Source organism: Pseudomonas lundensis (genome assembly GCF_001042985.1).
GTDB classification, from domain to species: domain Bacteria; phylum Pseudomonadota; class Gammaproteobacteria; order Pseudomonadales; family Pseudomonadaceae; genus Aquipseudomonas; species Aquipseudomonas lundensis.
The window spans coordinates 34,730-48,136 of record NZ_JYKY01000032.1; the positions used below are offsets into that span (position 1 = coordinate 34,730).

The 13,407-nt window shown below is 54.7% G+C and carries 12 protein-coding genes, 1 tRNA gene and 1 pseudogene; 5 read left to right on the forward strand and 9 right to left on the reverse strand.

All coding sequences use genetic code 11. The annotated features are described in order from the left end of the window. Position 1 precedes the first annotated feature (1 nt). Together TU74_RS20135 and TU74_RS20140 are read right to left on the reverse strand one after the other, a co-directional pair. Positions 2 to 355 carry a hypothetical protein gene (locus tag TU74_RS20135; protein ID WP_047276297.1) on the reverse strand — a complete coding sequence of 118 codons (354 nt, stop codon included), beginning with the start codon at positions 353 to 355 and terminating at the stop codon, positions 2 to 4. 369 nt (positions 356 to 724) lie between these two features. After that, positions 725 to 1,498 carry an AAA family ATPase gene (locus TU74_RS20140; protein WP_053070052.1) on the reverse strand — a complete coding sequence of 258 codons (774 nt, stop codon included), beginning with the start codon at positions 1,496 to 1,498 and terminating at the stop codon, positions 725 to 727. Positions 1,499 to 1,988: 490 nt separating this feature from the next. Here TU74_RS20140 and TU74_RS20145 point away from each other — a divergent pair, with 490 nt between their 5' ends. Then, entirely contained in the window at positions 1,989 to 3,698 is a 1,710-nt protein-coding gene (locus TU74_RS20145) for an amidase (RefSeq protein WP_048377453.1), read from the forward strand. Between the two features lie 175 nt (positions 3,699 to 3,873). Here the strand turns inward: TU74_RS20145 and TU74_RS20150 are convergent. From TU74_RS20150 to TU74_RS24265, 5 genes are all read right to left on the reverse strand, one after another. Further along, positions 3,874 to 3,948: transfer RNA gene (locus TU74_RS20150), tRNA-Gln, on the reverse strand. A gap of 291 nt (positions 3,949 to 4,239) precedes the next feature. Then, positions 4,240 to 4,695 (reverse strand): glycine zipper 2TM domain-containing protein, encoded by a 456-nt coding sequence (locus TU74_RS20155; protein WP_047275750.1) that lies wholly within the window; start codon positions 4,693 to 4,695, stop codon positions 4,240 to 4,242. A 164-nt stretch (positions 4,696 to 4,859) separates the two neighbouring features. Continuing rightward, the gene (locus TU74_RS20160; RefSeq protein WP_048377454.1) at positions 4,860 to 5,948 is read right to left on the reverse strand and encodes a YkvI family membrane protein; all 1,089 of its coding nucleotides are present in this window, start codon (positions 5,946 to 5,948) and stop codon (positions 4,860 to 4,862) included. A 430-nt stretch (positions 5,949 to 6,378) separates the two neighbouring features. After that, positions 6,379 to 6,837 (reverse strand): thiol-disulfide oxidoreductase DCC family protein, encoded by a 459-nt coding sequence (locus TU74_RS20165; RefSeq protein ID WP_047280839.1) that lies wholly within the window; start codon positions 6,835 to 6,837, stop codon positions 6,379 to 6,381. A gap of 38 nt (positions 6,838 to 6,875) precedes the next feature. Beyond that, positions 6,876 to 7,028 carry a hypothetical protein gene (locus TU74_RS24265; RefSeq protein ID WP_157315200.1) on the reverse strand — a complete coding sequence of 51 codons (153 nt, stop codon included), beginning with the start codon at positions 7,026 to 7,028 and terminating at the stop codon, positions 6,876 to 6,878. A gap of 17 nt (positions 7,029 to 7,045) precedes the next feature. Between TU74_RS24265 and TU74_RS24950 the strand changes: the two genes are divergently transcribed. The 3 genes from TU74_RS24950 (at position 7,046) to TU74_RS20180 (ending at position 11,444) form a co-directional block, all read left to right on the forward strand. Next, positions 7,046 to 8,809 carry a methyl-accepting chemotaxis protein gene (locus tag TU74_RS24950; protein ID WP_048377455.1) on the forward strand — a complete coding sequence of 588 codons (1,764 nt, stop codon included), beginning with the start codon at positions 7,046 to 7,048 and terminating at the stop codon, positions 8,807 to 8,809. Positions 8,810 to 9,403: 594 nt separating this feature from the next. Beyond that, on the forward strand, positions 9,404 to 10,348 hold the full coding sequence (locus TU74_RS20175; RefSeq protein WP_206540654.1) for a hypothetical protein: 945 nt from the start codon (positions 9,404 to 9,406) through the stop codon (positions 10,346 to 10,348). 43 nt (positions 10,349 to 10,391) lie between these two features. Beyond that, the gene (locus TU74_RS20180) at positions 10,392 to 11,444 is read left to right on the forward strand and encodes a linear amide C-N hydrolase (RefSeq protein ID WP_048377456.1); all 1,053 of its coding nucleotides are present in this window, start codon (positions 10,392 to 10,394) and stop codon (positions 11,442 to 11,444) included. A 362-nt stretch (positions 11,445 to 11,806) separates the two neighbouring features. On the opposite strand, the gene TU74_RS20185 is transcribed toward TU74_RS20180, so the two are convergent. Both TU74_RS20185 and TU74_RS24270 read right to left on the reverse strand, forming a co-directional pair. Next, a complete protein-coding gene (locus TU74_RS20185; RefSeq protein ID WP_048377457.1) occupies positions 11,807 to 12,451 on the reverse strand; it encodes a Fic/DOC family protein in 645 nt (214 codons plus the stop codon). Next, complete coding sequence (locus TU74_RS24270) at positions 12,448 to 12,627, reverse strand: antitoxin VbhA family protein (protein WP_139145719.1); 180 nt, start codon at positions 12,625 to 12,627, stop codon at positions 12,448 to 12,450. The genes TU74_RS20185 and TU74_RS24270 overlap by 4 nt, the downstream gene beginning before the upstream one ends. Before the next feature lie 452 nt (positions 12,628 to 13,079). On the opposite strand from TU74_RS24270, the pseudogene TU74_RS20190 reads away from it, so the two are divergent. Next, a pseudogene (locus TU74_RS20190) lies at positions 13,080 to 13,407 on the forward strand (transposase); the annotation flags it as partial.

The window sequence follows — 13,407 nt, forward strand, 5'->3', positions numbered from 1 at the left end:
ATTACAGACAAGTGGCCATCGCCGCCATTCGGCGCATGGCCACACTGTCATCGGGTTTGGCGGCGTAGTAACTCACCGAGGTGCCCGTGCCCTGGGGCGTCAGGTCGGCAAACGATTCGGCGCCCCGGGTGTAGACCGTCATGCCGCCGTCTTTGGCGGTGTTCATGTAGCCGCTGGCATCCACGCCGAACACCGCTTCGTCCTGCCACGAAAACTGAATGCACTGTGCCACCAACGGCGTGGCTTTACTGGAGGCCAGCACCCGCACCGGCGTCTGGTGACGCGCCTCATTCATCGCAGAGGAAACACAACCGCCCAGCAGGGCCAGGCTCACAGCGCCAATCAGCATTCGCATCGGATTACCCCTCGGAAAAGGGGTGCACGATAGCACGCGGCCAGCCGGGGTTGATGCCTTAAGGGGCTAAGTAAAGCGTACGCACACACTTTGGATCCAAAAAAACGAGCAAGCAAAAAAAAGCCCAAGTAGCTGATGGAAACTTGGGCCTTAAAAAATGCATAAACCGTGGTAGGTGAACGCGGGGCGATCTTACCTCAGCGTTACAACTCGTAACAAGATATTTTGCACGTTTTTTTTCAATTCGTTACTGACCTAAGTCATTAAATAAACACATGTTTTTAATAAGATTAAGCCCATAAGGTTATTCCAAATGGCTATAAGCTGAATCTTTTCAGCCGTGGGCCAAAATGGATCCCATTCCACGCCTCATTTCACTTTGCGGCTCAGGTCTTCAACGCTGCGCTTCAACCCTTCCATTGCGCGCTGCTGATCGCTCACTTCGCGCTTGAGGGAAGACAGGTCGGCGGCACTTGAGTTTGAACCGGCACTGCGTTTCACGTCGTCGAGCTGACGCTCCAGTTTGTCCAGGCTGTTGTGATGACTATCGACTTTGTTTTTGAGTGCAGACCATTCACTGGCACCCGAGCTGGAACTGGAACCGGCATTGCGCTTGAGGTCTTGTACCTCCCTGTCGAGCTTCTCGAGTGTACGGGCCTGGCTGTCGAGCGTGTTTTTGAGCGCCGTTACGTCAGTGGCGCCCGCGTTACGCTTGAGCACTTCCACTTGTTGCGCGAGCTTGTCGAGTTCTTTCTTTTGCTCTTCGGTGGTGCGTGTCAGCCGCGACAGCTCGTTGGCGCCGGTGCTGTGAATCGACCCGGTGTCGCGTTTGAGCGCTTCAATCTGGCGCGCCTGCTCACTCACCGTCTGCTTGAGCGACTGCAGTTCAGCGAGGGCCCGGCTGTTGTCGTCGAGGTTTTTTTTCATCTGTTGCAGGTCATTGACGGTGAAACCCGCACTGCGCACGGTGTAGGTTCTGCCCGCCTCGCTGGCACCCGCCAGAATGGCGTCGTTGTACACGGCACTGAACGGCCCCATGACAATACGCGTCGGCTCACTGGCGGCTTGAGCCCCACTCCCTGGCATCAGCAACGCTGCACCCAGGACGGTCATCGCAAAAAAAGGGTGGCGGGCACTGAACATCGAATGATTCCTTTCCAAAGGGCCGATATGGCACATGGCTATGACTGAGCAATCGAATGCCGGTTCCCGCCGCGCGCATCGATAAATGGATCGACCCGGCACCCGAAAGTGCATTGGTGATGGCCTAACCGCCCGGGATTTCGCTAAGCTCTGGCCCCCAGGGTCTGTTACCACTTCATCGCCGCCGCGACGAAAGCCCACGGGTGCAGGGCAAAGCGCGAGAGGCGTGGTTGGGTTGCTCCCAACACGCGTCGAGCAACGCCGCACTGCGCTACGTGGACGCTCGTCCCTTAGGGTCGCGTGTCACCGTTAGCCAGCGACGCGGCTTGCAATGAAACGGCAACAGACCCGCGTTCAGCCCCTGTTGCGTGAGCCGTGCAATGAGAACCGATATGACCTGCCAGTTTGAGACACACGATGCCTTCTGCCCGACCTCCACAAGTGATGCCAGCCATCATGTCCATGCCTTCGGACCCCAGACGGTGAACGCATGATCGAAGTGACTGAAGTATCGATTGCCCACTTACGCGCCGCGCTGGAATCCGGGCAAACCACCGCCGTGGCGCTGGTGCAGGCTTACCTGCAACGCATCGACGCGTATGACGGCCCGGACACCCCCACCGCCCTGAATGCCGTTGTGGTGCGCAACCCGGATGCACTGGCCCAAGCGCGCGCGTCAGATGAACGCCGCGCCGCAGGCCAAACCCTGGGTCCGCTGGACGGCATCCCCTACACCGCCAAGGACAGTTATCTGGTCAAGGGGCTGACCGCGGCTTCCGGCAGCCCGGCCTTCAAGGACCTGATTGCTTATCGCGATGCGTTCACCATTGAGCGGCTGCGGGCGGCGGGCGCCATTTGCCTGGGCAAAACCAACATGCCACCCATGGCAAACGGCGGCATGCAACGCGGCGTATACGGCCGGGCCGAAAGCCCTTACAACGCGCATTACCTGACTGCGCCGTTTGCTTCCGGGTCATCCAATGGTGCGGGCACCGCCACCGCCGCCAGCTTCGCCGCGTTCGGTCTTGCGGAAGAAACCTGGTCGAGCGGCCGCGGGCCTGCGTCAAACAATGGCCTGTGCGCCTATACCCCGTCCCGGGGGGTGATTTCGGTGCGCGGGAACTGGCCCCTGACGCCGACCATGGATGTGGTCGTACCGTTTGCCAGAACCATGGCCGACCTGCTCGAAGTACTCGACATCGTGGTTGCCGACGACCCTGACACCCGTGGCGATCTGTGGCGCTTGCAACCGTGGGTGCCTGTCCCGAGCGCCTCTTCAGTGCGCCCCGAATCGTACCTGCAACTGACGGCCGCGCCACAGGCCCTGGCGGGCAAACGCTTTGGCGTGCCCCGCATGTACATCAATGCCGACCCCGACGCCGGCACGTCCGAAAAACCGGGGATCGGCGGCCCGACCGGGCAAAAGATCATCACCCGCGACTCGATCATCGAGCTGTGGCAGCAGGCGCGCCGGGCGCTGGAAGCGGCAGGCGCTGAAGTGATTGAAGTGGATTTCCCGCTGGTCTCCAACTGCGAAGGCGATCGCCCGGGAGCGCCCACGGTGTTCAACCGCGGTTTGGTGTCCGAAACGTTCTTGCATGACGAATTGTGGGAGCTGTCGGCCTGGGCGTTCGATGATTTTCTGCGTGCCAATGGCGACCCGAAACTCAACTGTCTGGCCGATGTGGATGGCCCGAAAATCTTCCCCCATGACCCCGGCACCCTGCCCAACCGTGAAGACGACCTCGCGGCCGGCATGGACGAGTACGTGAAAATGGCCAAACGCGGCATCACGCCCTGGGATCAGATTGCGTCCTTGCCCGATGGCCTGCGCGGGCTGGAAAAAACCCGAAAAATCGATCTTGAAGACTGGATGGACGACCGCCAACTGGATGCCGTGATTTTCCCGACGGTCGCCGATGTCGGCCCGGCCGATGCCGACGTGAACCCCGAGTCAGCAGATATCGCCTGGAGCAACGGCGTGTGGGTGGCCAACGGTAATCTGGCTATCCGACACTTGGGCGTGCCGACGGTCACAGTGCCGATGGGCATCATGCACGACATCGGCATGCCTGTTGGCTTGACCTTTGCTGGCCGCGCCTACGATGACTCGGCATTGCTGACCTTGGCCAGCGCATTCGAAGCCACCGGCTCGAAACGCAAGGTGCCGCCGCGTACTCCACCGCTCAGCAAACCTTAAGCACTCAGGGGTTGGCGTCACCCTCGCCAACCCCTGTTCGTGTGCAGCCTGCTCAAACGCCAGACACGCCAAATCGCTTCGCACAGACAGGGCAAAGTGAGGATCGGTGGTCACGTTTGAATAAGCTGCTTACGCAGAACGCGCGGCAGAAGGATGCGGGAAACACGATGAGAAATGGCAGGGGCGGCTGGATTCGAACCAACGCATGGCAGGATCAAAACCTGCTGCCTTACCGCTTGGCGACGCCCCTGTATCTGTTGCGATGAGTGCCTGGCACTCGGCTCCCGTTCGCTCAGCGCAACGCTCATAAATAGCTTTGGGCTGCAGGCCATGTGGCGACCTGTCCGGGAATGCGCGCAAATTTACCAACATTCGTAACATCTGGAAACCCCCAAACGCACAAATTTATTAAAAAACAGCCACTTAGTAGGAAAAGTTGATTTCAACGCCCCAAAAGCGCCACGACGACAGTGCTCGCCACGCAAGAAAAATCCATTGCCCCCCAGCAAAGCTTCAACTGGGGGGGGCAATGCCTGAGGGGTTAATTCTGTGGAATCACGCGCGCATCACTGCCCGCGCCTTCGATATACACGTGCATCCCCGGTGTGAGGACAGGGTTGATTGGCTGGGTAACCGAAACCAATACACCACTTTTAACCCGCACGATGATTTGCTGAACTTGCCGCGGCTGGTCATAGCGCTGCCGTTCGGTGTAGTTGCCGCCCGCCGCACCGGCCAGTGCGCCCGCCACCATCGCCACATCACGCCCGGTGCCGTGACCGATCAAGCTGCCAATCCCTGCCCCGGCAATCCCGCCCAAAATGGCGCCGACCCCGCTGTCATGGTTGGTCTGTGCCTGCGTCAGTTCAATTTGCTCAATCACCCCGGTGCGGATTTCATACTCATTGGGCCCCGGGTTATTAGCGCCGCCATTCACACACGCGGTCAGAACGAGTGCTGCCAATGCGATTGACAGTGTGGACAGTATTTTTCTCATCGCCGTCTCCATGGTCCAGAAAGGGGTTAATCACGCTGAAAAGGAGCGTAGCACACGGTTTTTTTGACGCTCGGGAGTCGTGCATTGCGCGGACACCTGAATGAAAAACCCCGCACTAGGCGGGGTTCAGGCGTGCGGGATTGACCGCTGCGAGATCGACGCCGTTATGACGCCGCGTCCAGCTCAGCTTTAAGCGCCTTAGCGCTGGAGCGAGCACGCACCCAGCTAAAAGCAATCGCGAGGATGAGGGCAAAACCTACGTAACCCAGCAGTGGGTAAACCGTACCGACCAGCTTGCTAAAGCCACCCAGGCTCAAGGCCAACCCCACACACACCGCGACAGCACTTGTTACCTTGAAACGGCGCGTTTCAGGTTTGGCGAAGCGGGCGCTGAACGCAAAGAACATCCCTACCGCCGTGCTGTACACCATGCAGACCAGGGCCAGAGACATCACCACTGACAGCATCGGCGAGATGCGGCCAGCCAGTGCCAGCGATGGCATTTCAATGCCCTGCAGTTGGTTGATGTTGGCGAACAGGCCAATGTTCAACAGCAGGATCAGCACGCCCAAGCCCAAACCGCCAAGAATGCCGCCCACCGCCGCAGCCTTGGGTTGCTGGGTCATGCCACCGATCACAGCCAACATCGGGAAACCGACCGCGATATTGAACGAGGCATACAACAAAGCCCCGACAAACCAGTTGCCGGACACCGTCTCGTTGTTTTCACGGGCGACTGCGTCGAGGGTCTCGACGGGGGCGTTGTAGCTGAAGATTGAGTAGGTGGTGATAATCAGCACCATGGCCAACAGAAACGGCATGACCGCGCTGATCAAATCAATAATGCGCTTGACGTTCATGCACAAGGTAACCATCACCAGGACCGTCATCAGTACGCCGCCAAACAAAGGGGGCATGTCGTACTGCTGAGCGAAGATCGAACCGCTGCCTGCCAGCATGACCACACCAACGCCATACAAGAAGAACGACAACACCACATCCACGACCCACCCAATGCGTGCGCCGAACAGGCTGTAGAGAACCTCTTTGTGCGATTTTGCTTGCATCTTCGAGCTCATGCGGGCGATTTGCATGCCCAAAAAAGCAAACATCAGGCCGCTCACCAACGTGCCTGCGATGCCGATTAGCCCATAGCCGGTAAAGAACTGCAGTACCTCCTGCCCGGAGGCAAAGCCACCGCCAATAACGACAGACATATATGCAAGGGCAATCTGGATGGATTGTTTATTCATGACACGTTCTCTTTCTTAGACTTATTAGGTGCACGCCACAGGAGAAGCCGCCAACGCCCTCCTCTGTGCGTAAGCGCATCGACAGAGCAGGTTCTCGAATCAGTCAGATAGGAGGTGCTGCGCAGGTAAATAGATGCCGAGCGCAGTATAGGAAGTGTCTTGTAGTCCTTTTCACCATATACACCGCCATATCTGGTGAAAAATGTGGCCTTACTGACTTTGGCCTCATAAAAGTCTGGATCTGGTGTTTATTAACCCGAAAACAATTGAAATATATTGATACAAGATATTCTTTACAAATCAGACAGTTAGATTATATGTCGCGCGCAAGGTGATTCAGGCGCTGCGGCATAAGGCCAATGGCTTGAGCGATAGGTGGAACATCCACAGGGTGGCTGACTGAATATTCGGGACAGGTGGGCGCCCGCCGCTACTGTCCTGACGAAGGCGTCGAGTTGTCGGCTTTTGGCTTACTTGGCGCAATATCGCACTGAAGGTCGTGACAGCGTCGACTGCCATCCGGATGCGGTAACCACGCCAGGTGCGGGCGCCAGCGGCAAAAAAACCGGTAACCCAGATTCAGTAAGGGCCTCATCACGGGCCATGACAACGGGGTGACCCAAATGCCGAGACCGGCGGCGCGCCAACTCCACAAGGTTGCGTCCAACCCCATCACCCAGTCCCCATCACTGAACCTGGCATGCAAGGATGACTGCATGGCCTCAAGGGAAAACCCCACAGCGCTGGCGTCAAATCCATCTTCACTGATATCGACAAAAAGAAGCCGGGCCGGTGAGGCTTTGGCGCGCAACAGTTTTATTTCTTGGGCGCAGAGCGGGCATGCGCCATCAAAATAAAGCGTGAGCGGCCACTGCGCATTCTTGTACATAGTCTGATTACCTGTATAAGTTTTTTCACACACTATTCTCAAAAAATCAGGCTGACAACCGGCGTGGTCACTCGCTTGAAGGTGCCCATCCGCTCAGGGTTCAAACGCCCCGCAACCGTTGCACACAGCAGTAGCGCGCGCTCAAGGTTTTGCACTGACAGCCGATAAATCAGCACTGAAGGTTCGTCCATATTTTAGGAAACGCATCATGCTCAATCTGTTCCGTAAGAACCGTGTACTGGACGTTATCGAAGCGATTGAGCAAACACAGGCCGTCATTGAGTTCGACATACAGGGCAATATTCTGCGCGCCAACCAACTCTTTCTGGACCTCTTTGGGTATTCCATTGAAGAGGTTCAAGGCCGTGCGCATAGCCTCTTTACCAAGGCCAGTGATGCAGACAGTCAGGCATACAGTGATTTTTGGCGGGACCTTCGAAGCGGAAAACCACAGTCAGGCGAGTTCAAGCGCTACACCAAACACGGCACACCGGTCTGGATTCAGGCGACCTACACCCCTGTTTTTCGTCGCGGCAAACTGCAACGCATTATCAAATTCGCCACAGATGTGACTGCCTCCGTTATTGAACATGCGCGCGCGGACGCTCAGATTGCCGCCATTAACCGTGCACAAGCCATTATCGAGTTCAGCCCTGATGGCACGATTCTCGATGCAAACGATAACTTCCTTAAACTCATGGGTTATTCACTCGACGAAATTCGGGGTGAAAAACACTCTATTTTCGTCCCGCCCGCTCAACGTCAGTCGAAAGCCTATGCTGACTTTTGGCAAAAATTGCGGGCGGGCCACTACGAAACGGCCGAGTATCAACGAATGACCAAGCGTGGAGATTCGGTGTGGATTCACGGTAATTACAACCCGATCATTAATTCTGAAGGCAAGGTTGTCCGGGTGATCAAATTCGCAAATGACATCACGGCAGAAGTCATGCGCAACCGCGAGTTCAAATTACTGTCACTGGTTGCCAACGAGACCGATAACGCCATTGTCATTACAGATAAAGACGGGCTTATCCAGTATGTGAATCAGGGGTTTACGAAGTTGACGGAATACAGCCTGGAGGAAGTTCGAGGCAAAAAGCCGGGGCATTTCCTTCAGGGCGCCGCCACGGATCCCCACACCGTGGAGCAGATCCGGGATGCCGTCAGTCATCGCCGCCCGATCTATAACGAAATTCTCAACTATAAAAAATCCGGAGGTCACTACTGGATTTCCTTGGCCATCAATCCTGTTTTCAGTGACGCCGGTGAACTTGAGTATTTCATTTCTATCCAGGCCAACATTACCGACACCAAAGAACTCTCCCTTGAGTCGGACAAGCGCTTTAAAGCCATCAGTGTCAGTAACGGCGTCGCGGAATGGGAAACCAATGGCCAGATGAGCACGGCCAACGACTATCTGGTGCATCACTTGGCTCACACCGATTTACCTGAACTCTTGGCCCGTAAACACAACTTGCGCACTCTCCTGAGCCCGGAAATATTCACGAAACTGCTTAAGGGCGAACAATTCGCGGGCGGTTTCGCCATCCCGTCCAAAGACGGTCGGTCCATCCAATTCAGCGGCGCGCTGTGCCCCATTACCGACTCAATCGGCAATATCAAGCGCATCGTAAGTTATGGCGTGGACGAGCAAACCAAGCACGATGCCTCGCAAGTCACTGACCGTGAAATGCGACGCGTACAAGAATCCAGCACACAAATTGCCAATATCATCGGCACGATCAATTCCATCACCGAGAAAACCAACTTGCTCGCCCTCAACGCCGCGATAGAAGCCGCACGCGCGGGCGACTCGGGCCGGGGGTTTGCAGTCGTTGCCGACGAAGTGCGCAAGCTGGCCCAACAGTCTGCCGTTTCGGCTAAAGAAATCACTCAACTGGTGAACGAAAGCAGTGGCCGAATCGATCGCCTGAGTGACTCCCTCAACGCACTTCTCTCTTCGTCATAAACAGACTTTTCAAGTTCTGAAGTGGGCACCCCACTGCCCACAGCGACCATATCCCTCTCCACCAATCAACCAAACCCGGCTGAATAAAAACCATCGTGGCCCTTGAAATCAGGTCCATTTCACAGGCTGGCCGTCTTCGTGCGCCAGGCGCTGGCCTTGGTGCAGAGCGAGGTATTCAAAGCCCTCACAACCGAACATTGAACCTAGATGCGCGCGTGCGCTGGCTCACCTGAAAAGGCGGTCTTCAAGGGCATCCCGATTAATAAACCGACTTCGCGTTCAAGCCAGGTACAACAATCAAGTCTATAGTATCGGAACTGTTTTTCATTCACGTTCCCGGCATCCTACTGCACAAACACAATCCTTACTGAAAAGGACTGAGTACTGATCCCACTTACCCGGTTGAAAGATGATGTCCTGCTGATTCTTAACCTGATTAAGCACGCTTACGCTTAGTTGATGCGGCCTACTAGCCGTGCAATAAGTAATGCCCAAAAGCACATCATCTTGTTATAACTAATGACATCCAGAACTGCTAATTTACCCAAAAAACAATTTCCAGGGCTGATATTTTTCAAAAGAACGGGGTGTATTATGCTATGGCGACTTAGCAACGAATCACGGAACTCGGTTCATTGTCGTGATCACAGCGGTGAACGACTCGCAGGACAGCCAATTTCGAACTATTTTTGCGAGCTTCTACCACCTTGGTATGTCATCGCATTTTTCTTTTCAGTCGGCAACGCGCATGCTGAGAATGGCGAGGTTGTTTTCCTTAACAATCCAAGCGAGCAGCCCTCATCGGGACCCAAAAATTGGGCCTTACAGGTAACGCCCTATCTTTGGCTAGCTCAACTCAACGGGCATGTTTCGCCGTTCCAGCGAGGCCCCACAATCCGCGTTGAGAAATCATTCTCCGACATAGTGGATAACCTGAACCTGGGCGGATTCATAAATATTTTGGGCCGCAGAGACCGTTTTGTCTTCTCAGGCGACATCATGTATGTCGATACGACAGATATTCATGGTGTAGGTCCGTTGCCAGCACTCTCCGTTCCCGGTGTCGGAATGATACCTTCAGGTGGCAACCTCGATGCAAAGGTCGATACCAAACAATTCACTGCAACACTTATGGGGGGCTACCGGATCATAGATGCGCCTAAGCTCCGCTTCGACGTCCTAGCCGGGGCGCGCTTTTGGCACATCTCTAATAGCATAAAGGTTACCGGGAGCCACGGAGATATGACCGGATCTGCAAGCTATGATGAAAGCTTCGGCTGGACTGATCCGCTGATCGGTTTCCGGGCATTCATTCCCATAACGCATCAGTTCTCTGTACAGAGCCAAGCTGATATCGGTGGGTTTGGCGTGGGCTCTGACTTTACATGGTCGACGCTGGTTACCGTTAATTATGCCCTTGAAGATAGTTTTTCAGCCTCAATAGGCTATAAATTGCTCGACGTCAATTACGATTACAATGGTCAGGTCTACGACACGCAACTTAGGGGGCCTGCCATAGGAATGACTTATCGATTCTGAACCAACAAAGATTCCGTAAAGCCTCTTAAAATGAGTACTTGGTATGTCTCGATTTGCACTTGCTCTCGCAACACTAACTTTTGCAGGCCTACTTGGCGCCGAAGTCCATGCCTGTACAAGGGCTGTCTATCATGGACCTGACGGGAGGAATATTACCGGCCGCAACATGGACTTCAAGGACCCGATGGTTAGCAACTTTTGGGTCTTTCCCCGCGGTATAAAGCGCAATGGCGCTAGCGGTTCACGCTCACTTGAATGGACATCGAAGTTTGGCAGTTTAGCCGTTTCTGGCTATGACATTTCTACGGTCGATGGAATGAACGAAGCAGGCCTCAATGCCAGCCTACTCTGGCTCAACGACACCGAATTTCCAGAAGATGACGGACATACACCGCGAATGTCGCTCTCCATTTGGGCACAGTTTTATCTTGATCAGTTCGCAACAGTTTCTGAGGCGGTGGCGTATACGCGTCAGAATCCCGTGGAGGTGGTAAGCGGTGAAGTGCCCGGTCGCCCAGGGAGTCTCGCTCCCCTGCATTTGACGCTCTCCGATGCCTCCGGCGACAGTGCTGTGTTCGAGTGGATCGGCGGAAAGCTAAACATTCATCATGACCGTACCTATCAGGTGGTGACGAACGACCCACCTTATGGATACCAACTCGCCAATAAGAAGTATTGGAGCGGGGTCGACCCCCTAAATTTCCTTCCCGGCAGTGGTCGTTCAGAAGACCGCTTTGTACGCGCTAGCTTTTATATTAATGCAGTGACACAAAGCGACGACCCTCGAATCGCCGCCGCCGCTGTGTTCAGTGTCATCCGTAACTCTTCGGTGCCCTATGGTGTAAGTCTTCCTGAAGCGCCGAACCTTTCAACGACTCGCTGGCGTGTGGTGGCCGATCAGAAAAGCATGCTTTTCTATGGTGAATCCGCAACTTCACCTAATGTTTTTTGGGTCGACTTTAAGAAGCTTGATTTCTCTGAAGGTGCACATGTGCGCAAACTGAACCTCGGGGTAGACATGAACCGCGTGCTTACCGGTGAAGCATCGGGGCAATTTGTGCCTGCAGAGCCGTTCGGGTTCATGGCAGTTGAATGAAATTTTCAAAAGTTCAGTCGTAATTCCAGACTCTAAAAAATCCGGCGTGATTCAAATTGCCGATAACAAAATATCACGTAGCCAAGGAACTCGCGTTTATGCATTTAGAGCGGCTCTATTTAACGGCGGGCCAAGGCCTGGACTGGATTTTTGCAGGGTGAACTGCCGCCTTGGTGTCTTGATTTCTGGAACACTTACCCAAAACGCCCTTTCAGCATCACCCTTTCCCAAACCCCAGAAACGACAAAGCCCGTCTAGGACGGGCTTTGTCGGTGTAGCAATATGGCGGAGGCGTTGGGACTCGACGACGTTAAAAACCAGTGACAGTAAGTTCGCTAATGTCTGATAGCCGTCAGTAGAAGTTAAAAGCTTTTTGCGCTCAAGCGGATCAACTTCGCTAGAGCCTTGCACTCGGGGTCAGTCTCAGCCTCAACACAAGCGTCCTTCATGGCCAGCTTGGAAACACCACCCCACTCCAGCACAAAACCTGCACGCCGCGCTAACGCATCCAGGTACTCGCGTTGTGTACGACCGTTACCTTCGCGGAAAGGATGAATATAGTTGATACGACCCAGTGCAACCCCAGCCTCGGCAGCGAAACCTTTCAGATCCCCGTTCAAATCCGAAAGAAAGGCACTTTGCTCGAGGCGTAACCACATATCGTGGAAAGCCACCTCAATATTTTGGTGCGCGAGAAATATGGTGTCGTTCTTGGCGATATCGACTTTGCGGCACTCACCTGCCCAAGGGTAAATATCTTGGAACATGAACCGATGAATAGCTTGCAGGTGCTTTAGCGAGAAATCGCCTTCGATGGGCTCTTCCTGGAGCTGAATGATGCGAACCGACGCAAAGTCAGTCTCAGCCTCACCCAAGGTGGCGGTGTCATGAATGTTCAGGAGGTTGATCAGAACGCCGTTGGGGTAGACGTAAGGGTCGTCTTCGACTGAATAACCCGCGACGTAGTAGTGATCATCACCCCCATCGTGGGTGAGATCACTGGTCATTTGGAGGCGTAGCGGGCTTTGGTAGCAGCTAACAGCTCTGCTGAAGATATCTTGCCTTCACGGTACTCAGCCATTTTGCTCGCAACGAACGCGCTGGTGCGTGCACCTTCTAGGTTATTTGTGGCGACGACGTGGTCGACATTTGCAGTTCGGGCTGTGGATTGGCTGTTGAGCATGGAGCTACCCTCGGAAGATCTACGGCTTACTGTATAGAAGAACGGTATCGGGCTTCAAGGTGAAACCTTGTCAGATGGTGCAGACCACCCGAAAAATCAACCTCGTAGATACACTGCGCCAACGTCTGCAAAGGCTAGGGATTCGAACGTTTTCTGCGTGCATTGCGCGCCTCTACAGACCGTGAATGCGGAGTATTTGGTGCACTATCTAAAGCCTATACTGGCCTGATGAGGCCTCACATTTGCCCTAAGATTGCCCTAATTAACGGTCTTATCAAAGTTTGTTATCCGCCTGCCTGGACAGCGGTTCATGGTCGTCAGAAATCGGCCAAATGCGGACGGTCGGATCAGGTCCAGTTTGGCAGTAAAAAAAGCGGTCGATCGACAAACTGAATCGCCCCTAGTTTCGTAGACACCTCCAAGCCTTAAAATGAGGCCCATTAGGAGGTGCCATGAGCAACCAGCGTTATCCCGAAGAATTCAAAATCCAGGCGGTCAAGCAAGTGACCGAAAAGCAGCTTCCTGTCTCGGAGGTGGCTGCACGATTGGGTGTGTCCGTGCACAGCCTCTATGCCTGGGTTAAGCGCTACACCAAGCCCCAGGAACAGCGCGTCGAGGAGGATGATCAGAGCGCTGAGGTTCGTCGTCTACGTGCCGAGCTGAAACGGGTGACGGAGGAGCGAGACATCTTAAAAAAGGCCGCCGCGTACTTTGCCAAGGAGTGCGGCTGAAGTACACCTTTATTAAGCAGCAAGCGGGTCATTACGCGATTCGACGCCT